This window comes from Rhodovulum euryhalinum (assembly GCF_004342445.1).
Classification (GTDB): Bacteria; Pseudomonadota; Alphaproteobacteria; order Rhodobacterales; family Rhodobacteraceae; genus Rhodovulum; species Rhodovulum euryhalinum.
In genome coordinates this window covers 174,557-189,219 of sequence record NZ_SLWW01000008.1, presented here as the reverse complement: position 1 = coordinate 189,219, position 14,663 = coordinate 174,557, and the positions used below count along the sequence as shown (strand labels likewise).

The window sequence follows — 14,663 nt, the reverse complement described above, 5'->3', positions numbered from 1 at the left end:
CGACTAGGAAACGCTCATGTCGCTCTGGGAATACGCCAACCCTCAGAAATTCATGCGGACGTCGGGGGCTCTTCTGCCCTTCGTCTGGATCGCCACGGCGGCCTGCCTTGGCGTCGGCCTCGTCTGGGGCTTCTTTCTGACGCCCGAGGCCGAGAATTTCGGCTCGACGGTCAAGATCATCTACCTTCACGTGCCCGCCGCGATGATGGCGATCAACGCCTGGGTGATGATGCTGGTGACCTCGCTGATCTGGCTGATCCGCCGTCACCACGTCTCGGCGCTGGCCTCGCGCGCGGCGGCACCCATCGGGCTGACCATGACGGTCATCGCGCTGGTCACCGGCGCGATCTGGGGCGAGCCGATGTGGGGCACCTATTGGGCCTGGGATCCGCGGCTCACCTCGTTCCTGATCCTGTTCCTGTTCTACCTCGGCTATATCGCGCTGTGGGAGGCGATCGAGAACCCGGACGCGGCGGCCGACCTGACCTCGGTTCTGTGCATCGTCGGATCGGTCTTCGCGCTGCTCAGCCGCTATGCGGTCAATTTCTGGAACCAGGGGCTGCACCAGGGCGCGACGCTGTCGCTGGACAAGGAAGAGAACATCGCCAACGTCTACTGGCTGCCGCTGTTGATCTGCCTTGCGGGGTTCGTGCTGCTGTTCGTGGCACTCGTGCTGGTGCGTACGCGCACCGAGATCCGCGCCCGCCGGATCAAGGCGCTGGTCACGCGGGAGCGGATGGCATGATCCCTGATCTGGGAAAATATGCGGGGGCGGTTCTGTCCTCCTACGCGATCTCTGTGGTGCTGCTTGCCGGGCTGATCGCGCTGTCGCTGTGGCGTGGTGCAAGGGTCCGGCGCCAGTTGGACGAGATGGAATCCCGCAGGAAGACCGATGGCTGAAAAGAAACGTGTCTCGCCGCTGATGTTCCTGCCGCCGCTGATCTTCATCGGTCTGGCGGCGCTGTTCTTCGTGGGGGTCAGCCGCGATGACCCTAACGCGCTGCCCTCGACCCTCATCGGCAAGACGGCGCCAGCGCTTGCGTTGGAGCCGCTGGAGGGGGCGATCTTCGGCGATGCGGACCTGCGCGAGGGGGGCGTGACGCTGGTGAACTTCTGGGCCAGCTGGTGCGGGCCCTGCCGGGACGAGCATCCGGTACTCGAGGCGCTGGCCGACGAGGGCGTGACGATCTACGGCGTCAACTACAAGGACAAGCCGGAGAACGCGATCAGGTTCCTCGGCCAGCTTGGCAACCCCTATGCGGCCATCGCCGCCGATCCATCGGGCCGCACGGCGATCGAATGGGGGGTCTACGGGGTGCCGGAAACCTTCGTCGTGGACGGGCAGGGGCGCGTCGTGCTGCGCCACCCGGGGCCATTGAGCCCGGCGATCATCGAAGAGACTCTGCGCCCTGCGATCGAAAAGGCGGCCACGGGGAACTGATTGCTGGAAGCGCGGTCTGAGGGCACGCACGTTTCGCCGATCGGAGACAACTGTCGCTCCGCAAGAAAAACGCCCCCGTCGTCCGTACGGGGGCGTTCTCATTCCGGTGGCGGGCAGGCGTCAGGCCGTGCGGGCCAGGTCGCGCAGCACGTAGTGCAGCACGCCGCCATGCTCGACATATTCCTTCTCGATCGCGGTATCGATCCGGCATTTGAGCGTGATCGTCTTCGTGGTCCCGTCGCCGCAGGTGATCGTGCAGGGCACCTCGGCCAGCGGCTTCAGATCGCCCGCAAGCCCGTCGATCGAGAACGTCTCGTCGCCCTTGAGACCGAGCGTCCTGCGGGTGTCGCCGCCGGTGAACTCGAACGGGATCACGCCCATGCCGACGAGGTTCGAGCGGTGGATGCGCTCGAAGCTTTCGGCGATGACGGCCTTGACGCCCAGCAGCGCCGTGCCCTTGGCCGCCCAGTCGCGCGATGACCCCGCGCCGTATTGTTCGCCGCCGATCACGATCAGCGGCACGCCCTCGGCCTTCCACGCCATCGCCGCCTCGAAGATCGAGGTCTGGTTGCCGTCCGGGCCCAGCGTATAGCCGCCCTCGACACCTTGCAGCATCTCGTTGCGGATGCGGATGTTGGCGAACGTGCCGCGCATCATCACCTCGTGGTTGCCGCGCCGCGAGCCGTAGGAATTGAACTCGCGCACCGGAACCTGCCGTTCGACAAGATAGCGGCCGGCGGGCGTGGTGTCGCGGAACGACCCCGCGGGGCTGATGTGGTCGGTCGTGACCATGTCGCCGAGAATCGCCAGCGCGCGCGCGCCCTCCAGATCGCCGATCGCGCCGGGCGTGGCGCCCATGCCCTGGAAATAAGGTGGATTCTGGATGTAGGTCGAGGTCGGCGGCCAGTCGTAGGTCTGGCTGTCGGTGGTTTCCACCGCCTGCCATTTCTCGTCGCCCTTGAAGACATCGGCGTATTTCGACCGGAAGGCCTCGCGGGTGACGGTTTGCTCGACCAGATCGGCGATCTCCTTCTGGGTGGGCCAGATGTCCTTCATGTAGACATCCTTGCCGTCCCTGTCGGTGCCGATCGGCTCGCGGGTGAGGTCGATGTTCATGTCGCCCGCGATGGCGTAGACCACGACCAGCGGCGGCGAGGCGAGGTAGTTCGCGCGCACATCGGGTGAAATCCGGCCCTCGAAGTTGCGGTTGCCCGACAGCACCGAGGTGGCGATCAGGTCGTTGTCGTGGATGGTCTTCGAGATCTCCTCGGCCAGCGGCCCCGAGTTTCCGATGCAGGTGGTGCAGCCGTAGCCCACGAGGTTGAAGCCGATGGCGTCCAGATCCTCCTGCAGGTTCGCGGCCTCGAGATACTCGCTGACGACCTGGCTGCCTGGGGCGAGCGAGGTCTTGACCCAGGGCTTGCGGGTCAGGCCCAGCGCGCGGGCCTTGCGCGCCACCAGACCCGCCCCGATCATCACGTAGGGGTTCGAGGTGTTGGTGCAGGACGTGATCGAGGCGATCACCACCGAGCCATCGCGGATCTCGTAGTCCTGGCCTGCCACTTTCGCCGACTTGCGCGGGTCGACCATCGCGTCGGGGGCGGGCCCTTCGGAGGCCATGGCGGTGGCGGCCGCGCTTTCGTCCTCGCCGCGATACTCGGCGACGACGTTGAAGAAGCTCTCGGCCGCGCGGTCGAGCGGCGTATGGTCCTGGGGCCGCTTGGGCCCCGAGATCGCGGGCACCACGTCGCCCATGTCGAGTTCCAGCCTGTCGGTATAGACCGGCTCGTAATCGGGACCGCGCCAGAGACCGTTTTCCCTGGCATAGGCTTCGACCAGCGCGATGCGGCCCTCGTCGCGGCCCGTCTGGCGCAGGTAGCGCAGCGTCTCGTCGTCCACGGGGAAGAACCCGCAGGTGGCGCCGTATTCGGGGGCCATGTTGGCGATGGTCGCGCGGTCGGCCAGCGGCAGGTGGTCAAGGCCCGATCCATAGAATTCGACGAACTTGTTCACCACGCCCTTCTTGCGCAGCATCGCCACGACCTTGAGCACGAGGTCGGTGGCGGTCGTGCCCTCGACCATCCTGCCGGTCAGCTTGAAACCCACCACTTCGGGGATCAGCATCGACACGGGCTGGCCCAGCATGGCCGCCTCGGCCTCGATGCCGCCGACGCCCCAGCCCAGAACGCCGAGGCCATTGACCATCGTGGTGTGGCTGTCGGTACCGACCAGCGTGTCGGGATAGGCGACTGTTTCGCCGGTCTGGTCGGTGTCCGTCCAGACGGTCTGGGCAAGGTATTCCAGGTTCACCTGGTGGCAGATGCCGGTCCCCGGCGGCACCACGCGGAAATTGTCGAACGCATTCTGGCCCCATTTCAGGAAGGTATAGCGTTCGATGTTGCGCTCGTATTCCCGGTCGACGTTCATCTGGAAGGCGCGCGGGGTGCCGAACTCGTCGATCATCACGGAGTGGTCGATCACCAGGTCGACGGGGTTCAGCGGGTTGATCTTCTGTGGATCGCCCCCCAGCGCCTTGATCCCGTCGCGCATCGCGGCCAGATCCACGACCGCCGGAACGCCGGTGAAATCCTGCATCAGCACCCGGGCCGGGCGATAGGCGATCTCGCGCACGCTCTGGCCGCCATTCGCGGCCCAGTCGGAAAAGGCCCTGATGTCGTCCACCGTGACCGTCTTGCCATCCTCGAAGCGCAGGAGGTTTTCCAGAACCACCTTGAGCGCGGCGGGCAGGCGGGCGAAATCGCCCAGCCCCGCGGCCTCGGCCGCCGGGATCGAATAATAGGCATAGGTCGCGCCGCCGGCGGTCAGCGTGCGGCGGGTCTTGGCGGTGTCCTGTCCAACGGTGATCGGCATCTGGGGTCGGCCTCCATGGCTGAAGCGCATCTCTCGCGCACGCTCTTGCCCTAACGGCCGTTGGCGATCAAGAGGGTGCGGTATTTTTATGTATACTACGGTGCACTGAAGATCCAGCCCCGGCGGCGGATGCGCACGCTGCACTCCCGAATCCTTGATTGGCAGCGGAGGGGTGGGTTCTGTAGGAAGGTCGGGCACGGGGACAACAGGGCGGGGACCATGCGAGCTTTCATCACGGTGCTGATCTCGGTCTGGCTGGCGCTTTCGGGCATGGCCAGGGCCGACAACGGACCGGTGGTGGTGGAACTCTTCACGTCGCAGGGATGTTCGTCCTGCCCGCCCGCGGATGCGCTGATGGCAGAGCTGGCCAAGCGCGAGGACGTCATCCCGTTGGCGCTGCACGTGGATTACTGGGACTATATCGGCTGGAAGGATGTCTTTGCCGACCCCGCATTTACCCGCCGCCAGAAAGCCTATGCCCGCGCCGCCGGACAGCGGTCGGTCTATACACCGCAGATGGTGGTCGGCGGGCAAGATCACGTGGTCGGCTATCGCCCGATGGACCTGGCCCGGCTGATCGAGGCACATCACGGTATGGCGAGCCCGGTGACCCTGACGATGGAGCGCGACGGGGACACCGTGACGATCAGTGCCCGCTCGGATACGGCCTTCGAGGAAGATGCGGTGCTGCAGGTGGTACGCTACAAGCCGACGCAGGAGGTCGAGATCACCCGTGGCGAAAATGCGGGGCATACGTTTCACTATGCCAACATCGTAGATGTCTGGAAGGCGGTGGCGCGCTGGGACGGAGCGAAGCCGCTGGTCGTGACGGTGCAGACCGAGGGCGAGCAGCCGATCGTGGCGCTGGTGCAGAGGGCCGGGCCGGGCCGCATCCTGGCTGCGGCGCGGCTGCGCTAGGGGCGGGGCGGCGTTCGTTTCCCGGAAGCGGCGTTTGCGGAACGACGGCGCCGGGTCTCGAAGAGCCTCTTTCGATCTTTGCGCGCGGGTTGTCGCCAGAATTACGGTTGGCGCGGGGTGGTGTTCCGGTTCAGCGAAGGCGTGCGTTCGGGGGGCCGCCAGTATGTGTTGAAAGCGGGATCTCTTCTGGTCACTGCCCCGGATCCATCGGCCGGACCCGGCGCCGCGTGGCCTGAGCCGCCGACTATTGGCCCGCCTGCTGGCGTTGCCCCTGCCATGCGCGCGCCGGAACTCGTCTCGCGGGGCGGACGTGCAGCGCGTGCCGACGGCTGCGAGCACACCGGTGCTACTTGGATGCCGGTGCTTTCAGCCTGATCTCGCCCGCAGCTTCCAGTCCGCGGAGCGCCGCGGTGATCTCGGACATGGCGGCCTCGGCCTCTTCCGCCGCCGGGGTGCCACGTTCCGAGATCTCGTCGCGCAACTGCGCGGCCATGCGTTGGGACATGTTCGACAGGATGAAGTCTACCGTGACCTGGGTCTTTTCGTCTGCGCCCGCCATCGCGGTGATGAGGGTCGGCTGATCAACGGTACGGGTCAGCGCCTGCACGTCGAGCGGCGCGAGCCGGTCGGGGATGTCGGCAAATGTGAAGACCGCGCGACGCACGCGATCGGCAAGGTCGGCATCGGTTTCGGCCAGGCCCTGCAGGACGTCGTCGCGGGTGGCCGCGGGCGCGGCATCGAGGATCGCGCCCATGCGTTTCTCGGCCGGCGTCTCGAAGGCGCGCACCGGGGCGTCAAGCACGCGGTGGGCCAGCGCGTCGCCGATTCGCGCGATGGCAGCCGGGGGGACGGTGGAGGTGCGCGAAATCGCAAAGGCGATGCGCCGGGCCTCGGCGCCGGGCATCTGGCCGAGAGCCGCGGCCGAGATCTGGCTGGGCAGCTTGGCCAGGACGATGGCGGCGACCTCGGGGCTTTCGCCGAGCAGCAGTTCGGCCAGCTTCTTTGGTTCCTGTTCGGACAGCACGCTCCACGGATCGGTCGGATGGTCGCCCGCGTGCTGGGCCTGCAGGGCGGCCGCGGCCTCGGGACTGAGGTGCTCGCCCAGAAGCTCGATCGCGCCGTCGATGCCGCCGGGGAAGGCGAGGCCTGCCTGTTCCAGTTCTGCGACGAATTCCGAAACGACCGCCTCCAGCGTCGGAGCATCGATATAGCGGAGCGCCGCGATTTCGTCCGCGAGGGTTGTCTGAAGCGACGCGGGCAATTGATTGAGCGGAAGGCTGATTCCCTCGCTGAGCAAGAGGCGCACGATGATCGCGGCCTTCCTGCGGCGGGTCAGGCCGGCGGCCGAGCGGACATGGCCTTGGGGGGTGTGGGCGAGGCTGTTCACGCGCTCCTCCGTCTGCAACGATGTCACCTTGGACATCGGGCGTTAAGGTGGGGTTAGCGGGTGCGCCTCGGCGCCGACGAAAAAGCGGCGCAGGCCGGAGCCGCGCCGCAGGATTTTCCGGATGTCCGCCGGATCAGCTGGTCGACTGGGTCACGCAGGTGCCCGTCGCCGCATCGAAGCTCTGGCCGTCTGCACACTGGCTTGCGTTGATCTTCTTCTCCCAGCCACATTCGGCGGCCACGAGGGTCGGGGCGAGCGCAAGAACGGCCGCCGAGAGGATGGTCTTGAGGGTCATCGGTGCATCTCCCTGGTGAGGTGTGACACAAGGTAGCACGGTTTTCCCGATTTCCAAACTCACGCGAATGTCAGGCCAGGATGGCGCCCCTGCCTGCCGGTCTCTCAGGCGGTTTCGCCAAAGACGCGGGCGAAGATCGTGTCCACGTGCTTGGTGTGATAGCCGAGGTCGAACTTCTCCTCGATCTCGGCCGGGCTGAGCGCGGCGGTCACGTCGGGGTCGGCCAGCAGCTCCTGCTTGAAGTCCTTGCCCTGTTCCCAGACCTTCATGGCGTTGCGCTGTACCAGCCGATAGGAATCCTCGCGCGAGACACCGGCTTGGGTCAGCGCCAGCAGCACCCGCTGGGACATGACCAGTCCCTTGAATTTGTTCATGTTGTTCAGCATGGTTTCGGGGTAGATCACCAGCTTGTCGATCACGCCCGCCAGCCGGTTCAGCGCGAAATCCAGGGTCACGGTGGCGTCGGGGGCAATGCCACGCTCGACCGAGCTGTGCGAGATGTCGCGCTCGTGCCAGAGGGCGACGTTCTCGAGTGCCGGGATCACGCAGGCGCGCACCAGCCGCGCCAGCCCGGTCAGGTTCTCGGTCAGCACCGGGTTGCGCTTGTGCGGCATGGCGGAACTGCCCTTCTGGCCGGCCGAGAAGAATTCCTCGGCCTCCAGGACCTCGGTGCGCTGCATGTGGCGAATCTCGATGGCGACGTTCTCGATCGAACTTGCGATGACGCCCAGCGTGGCGAAGAACATCGCGTGGCGGTCGCGCGGGATGACCTGGGTCGAGATCGGCTCGGGTGTCAGGCCCAGCATCTTGCAGACATGCTCCTCGACGCGCGGGTCGATGTTGGCGAAGGTGCCGACCGCGCCGGATATGGCGCCGGTGGCGATCTCCGCCCGAGCCGCCGCCAGACGCCGCTTGTTGCGGTCCATCTCGGCGTAGAAGCGGGCGAAGGTGAGCCCCATCGTGGTCGGTTCGGCATGGATGCCGTGGCTGCGGCCGATCCGGACCGTGTCCTTGTGTTCGTAGGCGCGGCGCTTCAGGGCGGCCAGAACCTTGTCGATATCGGCCAGAAGGATGTCGGCGGCGCGGGCCATCTGCACGTTCAGGCAGGTGTCCAGCACGTCCGACGAGGTCATGCCCTGGTGGACGAAGCGGGCCTCGTCGGCGCCGACATGTTCGGCCAGATGGGTCAGGAAGGCGATCACGTCATGTTTGGTCACCGCCTCGATCTCGTCGATGCGGGCGACGTCGAACTCGACGTCCTTCGCCTTCCACACCGCTTCGGCGTTCGCCTTCGGGATCACGCCAAGCTCGGCCATCGCGTCGCAGGCGTGCGCCTCGATCTCGAACCAGATGCGGAACCGGGTGGAGGGGTCCCAGATGGCGGTCATTTCGGGGCGGGCATAGCGGGGGATCATGGGCGGCGCCTTCGCTTGGACGGGATTGCGGGGTCTGATACCCGTTGGGGCAGGGCGCGGCAAGCATTGGGGGGCAGGGTGCCGGATCTGGGCGAGTTCGAGGGGGCTTGGCGGCTGGTGCGGGTGATCGAGGACGCCCGGGCGGGCCAGACCGCAACCTTCGAGGGGCGGGCGGTGTTCAACCGGTCCGGCGATGGGCTGTACTATGCCGAACACGGTATCCTTCGGTTGCCGGGGCAGGCCCCGATGACGGCCGAACGCCGCTATCTGTGGCGGCCTGCCGGGGCCGGGATCGAGGTCTGCTTCGAGGATGGGCGGTTCTTTCATGCGATCGCGTCGGGACCGCGGGCCGAGGCGCATCACGATTGCCCGCCCGACCGCTATGCGGTCGCCTATGATTTCGGTGGCTGGCCCGCCTGGTCCTGCCGCTGGCGCGTCATCGGACCGCGCAAGGACTATGCAATGGCCTCGTCCTACGCGCGGCTCGGGGCTTGCGCGGCGGACGGCGCTGGGGTAGAAGAAACGTCAACCATCTGAACGGGAGTGACCGACATGGCCCTGGCCCTGACCGACAAGGTTCTTGCCGAAACCCTGCTGCCCGAGCGTGGGCTGGCACTGCGCGTCAGGCAGGCGCTCCTGGTGATTGCCGGGATCGCCCTGCTTGCGCTGGCAGCCAAGATCAAGGTGCCGATGTGGCCGGTGCCGATCACCATGGGCACCTTCGCGGTGCTGACCATCGGCGCGGCCTATGGCCCGCGTCTGGGTCTTGCCACGATCCTCGGCTACATGCTGGTGGGCGCGCTTGGCTTCGACGTCTTCGCGGGCTCGAGCGCCGAGGTGGCGGGGCTGACCTACATGATGGGCTCGACTGGTGGCTATCTCGTCGGCTACGTGCTGGCCGTGATCGCGCTGGGGTTTGCAGCCCGCGCCGGGTGGGACCGCTCGATGGGCCGCATGGCGCTGGCGATGCTGGCGGGCAACGTGCTGATCTACCTTCCCGGTCTGCTCTGGCTTGGCCAGCTTTACGGCTGGGACCAGCCGATCCTCGCCTGGGGCCTGACGCCCTTCCTGATCGGCGACGCGCTGAAGCTTGGTCTTGCCGCTCTGCTGATCCCGGGGCTCTGGGCGCTGATCGGCCGCGCCCGCGGCTGATCGCTTCCGATCGAATTGCAGAGGGGCGTGGCCGACCGGGCCGCGCCCCTTTTGCGTTGCGCGGTTGGCGGGCGGTCCGCCATGAGTATTTGGACCAAGAAGAAGGCGCTGCCGTTCCTCGATCTTCCGTCTGGTCGGGGATATCCCCGACGGAGGCCCGATCCGCCGGGCGGGCCAAGGGCGCGGGATCAGGCCAGGTCGGTTTCGATCCGGGCGGCGCGTTCAAGCGTCTGGTGTACCGGGCAGCGGTCGGCGATCTCGATCAGCCGGTCGCGCTGGTCCTTGTCGAGATCGCCGGCCAGCCGGATCGCGCGGCGGAACAGGTCGACCTTCTGTCCGCTGCGCGCCTCGGCGTCCTGGGCGTGAACCTTGTCGTGGGTGACGTCGACCTGGACGCCGTCCAGCGGCCAGCCCTTGCGGCGGGCATACATCCGGATCGTCATCGAGGTGCAGGCGCCGAGTGCCGCGGCCAGAAGCCCGTAGGGCGACAGCCCCCGGTCGGTGCCGCCGTAGGAGTCGGGCTCGTCCGCGGTCAGGTGGTGGCGGCCCGAGGTGACGTCCTGCTGAAAGCCCGCGGGGTCGGCCTCGGTCACGCGGACCACGCCCTCGGGGGCGCCAGGCGGCGGGGCGGGGTCGTGCAGATCGAGGTAGCGCGCGGCCCAGGCCGCGATCACCCCTGCGGCGTAATCGGCATCTTCGGGACGCGAGATCAGGTGGTCGGCGCTGTCGAGGGTGACGAAGCTCTTGGGGTGTTTCGCATGGGTGAAGATTTCGGTCGCATTGCCGATGCCCACGACCTCGTCCCGGGGGGCATGCATCACCAGCAGCGCGCGGTTCAGGCGGGCAAGGGCGTCCACAAGCGATTCGCGCGCCACGTCCGTGAGGAAATCTGCGCCGATCCGCACCGGGCGTCCGCCGAGCAAGACCTCGCGCACGCCATCGGGCCCGGGGTCTGTGGCCGACAGGTGGCGGGTGACATGCTCGGGGTCGAAGGGGGCGCCGAGGGTGACGACGGCGCGCGCGCTTTCGATTTCGCGCGCCGCCTTCAGGACTGCGGCGCCGCCCAGCGAATGGCCGATCAGCAGGCCCGGGGCGAGCCCCATCCCCGTCATGTGGCCCGCTGCGGCGACAAGGTCGGCGACATTGGTGGTGAAGGTCGTGTTCTCGAACTCGCCCTCGGAATGGCCGAGCCCGGTGAAGTCGAACCGGAGCACCGCGAAGCCCAGCGCGGTCAGCCGCCGGGAAATGCGGCGGGCGGCGTGGATATCCTTGCCGCAGGTAAAGCAATGGGCGAACAGCGCGGCCGCGCGTGGTGCACCCTCGGGGCGGTCGAGCCGGGCGGCCAGCCGGTGGCCGTCGTGACCCGTGAAGTTGATCTTCTCCATCTGCGCTCCTTTCCCTTGCGCTGGGTTCAGACTGGGGGCGGGACGACCCGGGGACAAGGCCCGGGCGCGGGGATGTGAGGCATGGTGGCCCGGCCCGTCGGCATGGCTCCGCCCGGCGCGTGGCCGCAACGAGAAAGGGGCGCCCGCGGGCGCCCCTTGTGGTCGTGCCTGTTCCCGAAAGCCGGGATCAGCAGCTGTAGTACATCTTGAACTCGACCGGGTGCGGAGTGTGTTCGAAGGCGTAGACCTCTTCCCACTTGAGTTCCATGTAACCCGCGATCTGGTCCTTGGTGAACACGTCGCCTGCGAGCAGGAAGTCGTGATCCTTCGCGAGGCTGTCCAGCGCTTCGCGCAAGGACGCGCAGACGGTGGGGATGCCTTCCAGTTCCTCGGGCGGCAGGTCGTAAAGGTTCTTGTCCATCGCCTCGCCCGGATCGATCTTGTTCTTGATCCCGTCGAGACCGGCCATCAGCAGTGCCGAGAAGCACAGGTAGGGGTTCGCCGACGGGTCGGGGAAGCGGGCCTCGACACGCTTGGCCTTGGGCGATTCCGTCCACGGGATCCGGATGCAGCCCGAGCGGTTGCGGGCCGAGTAGGCGCGCAGCACTGGGGCCTCGAAGCCCGGGATCAGCCGCTTGTAGGAGTTGGTGGACGGGTTGGTGAAGGCGTTCAGCGTCTTGGCGTGCTTCAGCAGGCCGCCGATGTACCACAGCGCCTCCTGGGACAGGTCGGCATACTTGTCGCCCGCAAACAGCGGCTTGCCGTCCTTCCAGATCGACATGTTGCAGTGCATGCCCGAGCCGTTGTCGCCCGCCATCGGCTTGGGCATGAAGGTCGCCGTCTTGCCATAGGCCTGGGCCACGTTGTGGATGACGTACTTGTATTTCTGCAGGTTGTCGGCCTGTTTTTTCAGGCTGTCGAAGATCATCCCCAGTTCGTGCTGGCAGGTCGCCACCTCGTGGTGGTGCTTGTCGACCTTCATGCCGATCCGCTTCATTGTGGACAGCATTTCCGAGCGGATGTCCTGGCCCTCGTCCGACGGGTTCACCGGGAAATAGCCGCCCTTGTAGGTCGGACGGTGGGCAAGGTTGCCCGTCTCATACTCGGTGTCGGTGTTCCAGGCGGCATGCTCGACGTCGAGCGCATAGGACACCTTGTTCGGGCTGACCGCATAGCGGACGTCGTCGAAGATGAAGAACTCGGCCTCGGGACCGAAATAGGCCACGTCGCCGATGCCCGATGATTTCAGGTAGGCCTCGGCCTTCTCGGCGGTGCCGCGCGGGTCGCGCTCGTAGGGTTCGCCGGTGTCGGGTTCGACCACAGAGCAGTGCACGCAAAGCGTCTTTTCCGCGTAGAACGGATCGATATAGGCGCTGTCGGTGTCGGGCATCAGTTTCATGTCCGAGGCTTCGATCGACTTCCAGCCCGCGATCGACGAGCCGTCGAACATGAAGCCTTCGTCGAGGAAGTCCTCGTCCACCTGGTCGGCCATGACGGTGACGTGCTGCAGCTTGCCGCGCGGGTCGGTGAAGCGGATGTCGACGTATTCGACATCCTCGTCCTTGATGGTCTTGAGAACGTTGTCCTTGCTCATGTGACCTTACTTCCCCTTTCCTCAGGTTGGTCGCGATGCGCCGGGGCTGGGCCCGGCGGGTGTGGCGGTGTGGTTCAGAGTGCGTCTTCGCCGGTTTCGCCGGTGCGGATCCGGATCGCCTGTTCGACGGGCGAGACGAAGATCTTGCCGTCGCCGATCTTCTCGGTCTTGGCGGCGTTCACGATGGCCTCGATGGCGGCGTCCACCTGGTCGTCGGGCAGGACCACCTCGATCTTCACCTTGGGCAGGAAATCCACGACGTATTCGGCGCCGCGATAGAGTTCGGTGTGGCCTTTCTGGCGGCCGAACCCCTTGACCTCGATGACGCTGAGGCCCTGGACGCCAGCCTCCTGGAGCGCCTCCTTGACCTCGTCGAGCTTGAAGGGCTTGATGATCGCCTCGATCTTCTTCACGGCGCGAGACTCCTTCTAGATGACGTTCGTCGCCCGACAGATCACTTTCCCCGGGGACGCACAATTGGCTAGGGTGGCGCTTCGCAGGGCGCCTTTCTGAATCCTTAAGGACTGCCTGTTTTGTGTGCGACTAGCCGTTTTATGTGGCGGCGTGAAAACGGCCGGGGCGGACGACATGTCGGAAATCCTCTCATCTGCCCAAATGCGCGCCATCGAGCGGGCCGCAATCGACTCCGGCGCGGTCACCGGCCTGGAGCTTATGGAACGTGCCGGTCGGGGTGTCGTCGAGGCGATCTTCGGCGAATGGCCGCATCTGGCGGCGGCTCCGCACAAGGCTGTGGTCGTCTGCGGACCGGGTAACAATGGCGGCGACGGTTTCGTGGTAGCACGATTGTTGAAGACGTGGGGCTGGGAGGTGGCGGTCTTCCTTTGCGGCGATTCCGAAAAGCTGCCGCCGGATGCAAGAGTGAACTGCGCGCGTTGGGCGTCACTGGGGCCCGTCGGCCAGATGCGGGACGCGCCAAGGAGCGCGCAAGAGACGGATCTGTTCGTGGATGCGCTGTTCGGCACGGGTTTGACCCGGCCGCTTGCGGGGGCGGCATTGCAATGGGTGGCGGAACTGGCCGCCGATCCGCGGGCGGCCTCGCAGACGGTCGCCGTGGACATCCCGTCGGGGCTGTGCAGTGACAGTGGACGGGGACTGGGCGCGCAGACTGGGACGACCGTTCGGGCCGGTTTGACGGTGACCTTTCATGCGGCCAAGCACGGTCACTATCTGGGCCGGGGGCCGTTCATCTGCGGCAGGCTGGTCGTGAAGGGCATAGGCCTCGGTCACGAAGGGCGCCCCGAACTCACGCGCCTTTGCCAGGCTCCGCCGGCCGATCGGCTCGGCAAGAAGGCGGGGGGGCACAAATACGCGCATGGCCATGCGCTGGTTCTGTCTGGCGGCGCCGGCCGGACCGGGGCGGCCCGGCTGGCGGCGGATGGGGCGCTGCGGGCGGGGGCGGGGCTGGTGACGGTGGCGGCACCCGGGGCGGCGATGCCGGAATGTGCCTGCCAGTTGACCGCTGTCATGCTGAGGCGCTGTGACGATGCCGCCGGGCTGGCCCGACTGCTGGAGGACGAACGGCTGAATGTCCTTTGCCTTGGGCCGGGGCTGGGGCTTGGCGAAGATGCGCGCGCGCTGACGGCGCAGGCGGTTCAGAGCGGGCGGAAAGCGGTTCTCGATGCCGATGCCCTGACATTGGTCGCGCGCGATGCGTCGATCCGTGCCGCGTTGCATCGCGATTGCGTGCTGACGCCCCATGGCGGCGAGTTCGCGCGGCTCTTCCCGGACATCGCCGAAAAGCTGGAGGCCCCACCGGTCACCGGCCCGGCCTTTTCGAAAGTGGACGCGACGCGCGAGGCGGCGGCGCGGGCGGGCTGTGTCGTGCTGTTCAAGGGCCCGGACACGGTGATCGCCGCGCCGGATGGGCGGTGCGCGGTCAACGCGGCGGTCTATGACCGGGCGGCGCCCTGGCTTGCAACGGCCGGGTCCGGGGACGTGCTGGCAGGTATGATCGCCGGGCTTATGGCGCGCGGGTTCGATGCTTTTGATGCCGCCTGTGCGGGGGCTTGGCTGCATGTGGAAGCCGCACGCGCGTTCGGGCCCGGGCTGATCGCCGAAGACCTGGCCGCCATGCTGCCGCGGGTGTTTCGCGATCTCGGGCTCTGAGGCTGGAAAGTGCGTCCGGGCCGCAACTTCGGCGGCATCGGGCCGGGGCGAGGATAAGCCGGGCGGGTGGCGATGTTC

General features: G+C 66.8%; 14 protein-coding genes. 7 read left to right on the top strand and 7 right to left on the bottom strand.

From position 1 onward, the window contains the following. Nucleotides 1-16 precede the first annotated feature (16 nt). From EV655_RS11540 to EV655_RS11530, 3 genes are read left to right on the top strand one after another with little or no spacing between them, the layout of a single operon-like run. Nucleotides 17-745: a heme ABC transporter permease gene (locus tag EV655_RS11540; protein WP_132544968.1), complete on the top strand. Its 729-nt coding sequence runs from the start codon at nt 17-19 to the stop codon at nt 743-745. After that, complete coding sequence (gene ccmD, locus EV655_RS11535) at nt 742-900, top strand: heme exporter protein CcmD (protein WP_132544966.1); 159 nt, start codon at nt 742-744, stop codon at nt 898-900. Before EV655_RS11540 ends, ccmD begins: the two co-directional genes overlap by 4 nt. Next, the gene (locus tag EV655_RS11530; protein WP_243645060.1) at nt 893-1,441 is read left to right on the top strand and encodes a DsbE family thiol:disulfide interchange protein; all 549 of its coding nucleotides are present in this window, start codon (nt 893-895) and stop codon (nt 1,439-1,441) included. Before ccmD ends, EV655_RS11530 begins: the two co-directional genes overlap by 8 nt. Nucleotides 1,442-1,561: 120 nt before the next feature. On the opposite strand, the gene acnA is transcribed toward EV655_RS11530, so the two are convergent. Further along, nucleotides 1,562-4,312 (bottom strand): aconitate hydratase AcnA, encoded by a 2,751-nt coding sequence (gene acnA, locus EV655_RS11525; protein WP_132544965.1) that lies wholly within the window; start codon nt 4,310-4,312, stop codon nt 1,562-1,564. Nucleotides 4,313-4,531: 219 nt separating this feature from the next. Here acnA and EV655_RS11520 point away from each other — a divergent pair, with 219 nt between their 5' ends. After that, nucleotides 4,532-5,230, top strand: a complete 699-nt coding sequence (locus EV655_RS11520; protein WP_132544963.1) for a DUF1223 domain-containing protein — start codon at nt 4,532-4,534, stop codon at nt 5,228-5,230. Nucleotides 5,231-5,576: 346 nt separating this feature from the next. Here EV655_RS11520 and EV655_RS11515 read toward each other — a convergent pair whose 3' ends face one another. The 3 genes from EV655_RS11515 to purB all read right to left on the bottom strand — a co-directional run bounded on the left by EV655_RS11515 (nt 5,577) and on the right by purB (nt 8,327). Further along, a complete protein-coding gene (locus tag EV655_RS11515; protein ID WP_243645059.1) occupies nt 5,577-6,617 on the bottom strand; it encodes a FliG C-terminal domain-containing protein in 1,041 nt (346 codons plus the stop codon). Nucleotides 6,618-6,750: 133 nt separating this feature from the next. Beyond that, the gene (locus EV655_RS18675) at nt 6,751-6,912 is read right to left on the bottom strand and encodes a hypothetical protein (protein ID WP_165905333.1); all 162 of its coding nucleotides are present in this window, start codon (nt 6,910-6,912) and stop codon (nt 6,751-6,753) included. Between the two features lie 104 nt (nt 6,913-7,016). Then, entirely contained in the window at nt 7,017-8,327 is a 1,311-nt protein-coding gene (purB, locus tag EV655_RS11510; RefSeq protein ID WP_132544959.1) for an adenylosuccinate lyase, read from the bottom strand. A 78-nt stretch (nt 8,328-8,405) separates the two neighbouring features. Between purB and EV655_RS11505 the strand changes: the two genes are divergently transcribed. After that, a complete protein-coding gene (locus EV655_RS11505; protein ID WP_132544957.1) occupies nt 8,406-8,864 on the top strand; it encodes a DUF6314 family protein in 459 nt (152 codons plus the stop codon). A gap of 15 nt (nt 8,865-8,879) precedes the next feature. Next, the gene (locus EV655_RS11500; RefSeq protein WP_132544955.1) at nt 8,880-9,479 is read left to right on the top strand and encodes a biotin transporter BioY; all 600 of its coding nucleotides are present in this window, start codon (nt 8,880-8,882) and stop codon (nt 9,477-9,479) included. Between the two features lie 188 nt (nt 9,480-9,667). Here EV655_RS11500 and EV655_RS11495 read toward each other — a convergent pair whose 3' ends face one another. The 3 genes from EV655_RS11495 to EV655_RS11485 form a co-directional block, all read right to left on the bottom strand. Further along, on the bottom strand, nt 9,668-10,864 hold the full coding sequence (locus EV655_RS11495) for a bifunctional alpha/beta hydrolase/OsmC family protein (RefSeq protein WP_132544953.1): 1,197 nt from the start codon (nt 10,862-10,864) through the stop codon (nt 9,668-9,670). Between the two features lie 187 nt (nt 10,865-11,051). After that, the gene (glnA, locus tag EV655_RS11490; RefSeq protein WP_132544951.1) at nt 11,052-12,458 is read right to left on the bottom strand and encodes a type I glutamate--ammonia ligase; all 1,407 of its coding nucleotides are present in this window, start codon (nt 12,456-12,458) and stop codon (nt 11,052-11,054) included. Between the two features lie 74 nt (nt 12,459-12,532). Then, nucleotides 12,533-12,871: a P-II family nitrogen regulator gene (locus tag EV655_RS11485; RefSeq protein WP_132544949.1), complete on the bottom strand. Its 339-nt coding sequence runs from the start codon at nt 12,869-12,871 to the stop codon at nt 12,533-12,535. A 175-nt stretch (nt 12,872-13,046) separates the two neighbouring features. On the opposite strand from EV655_RS11485, the gene EV655_RS11480 reads away from it, so the two are divergent. Further along, complete coding sequence (locus tag EV655_RS11480) at nt 13,047-14,585, top strand: NAD(P)H-hydrate dehydratase (RefSeq protein WP_132544947.1); 1,539 nt, start codon at nt 13,047-13,049, stop codon at nt 14,583-14,585. Nucleotides 14,586-14,663: the final 78 nt, after the last annotated feature.

Excerpts from the sequence above, each read along its gene's own strand:
- EV655_RS11540 (WP_132544968.1), top strand. The coding sequence starts at position 17 with ATGTCGCTCTGGGAATACGCCAACCCTCAGAAATTCATGCGGACGTCG.
- ccmD (WP_132544966.1), top strand. The coding sequence starts at position 742 with ATGATCCCTGATCTGGGAAAATATGCGGGGGCGGTTCTGTCCTCCTAC.
- EV655_RS11530 (WP_243645060.1), top strand. The coding sequence starts at position 893 with ATGGCTGAAAAGAAACGTGTCTCGCCGCTGATGTTCCTGCCGCCGCTG.
- acnA (WP_132544965.1), bottom strand. The coding sequence starts at position 4,312 with ATGCCGATCACCGTTGGACAGGACACCGCCAAGACCCGCCGCACGCTG.
- EV655_RS11520 (WP_132544963.1), top strand. The coding sequence starts at position 4,532 with ATGCGAGCTTTCATCACGGTGCTGATCTCGGTCTGGCTGGCGCTTTCG.
- EV655_RS18675 (WP_165905333.1), bottom strand. The coding sequence starts at position 6,912 with ATGACCCTCAAGACCATCCTCTCGGCGGCCGTTCTTGCGCTCGCCCCG.
- purB (WP_132544959.1), bottom strand. The coding sequence starts at position 8,327 with ATGATCCCCCGCTATGCCCGCCCCGAAATGACCGCCATCTGGGACCCC.
- EV655_RS11500 (WP_132544955.1), top strand. The coding sequence starts at position 8,880 with ATGGCCCTGGCCCTGACCGACAAGGTTCTTGCCGAAACCCTGCTGCCC.
- EV655_RS11495 (WP_132544953.1), bottom strand. The coding sequence starts at position 10,864 with ATGGAGAAGATCAACTTCACGGGTCACGACGGCCACCGGCTGGCCGCC.
- glnA (WP_132544951.1), bottom strand. The coding sequence starts at position 12,458 with ATGAGCAAGGACAACGTTCTCAAGACCATCAAGGACGAGGATGTCGAA.
- EV655_RS11480 (WP_132544947.1), top strand. The coding sequence starts at position 13,047 with ATGTCGGAAATCCTCTCATCTGCCCAAATGCGCGCCATCGAGCGGGCC.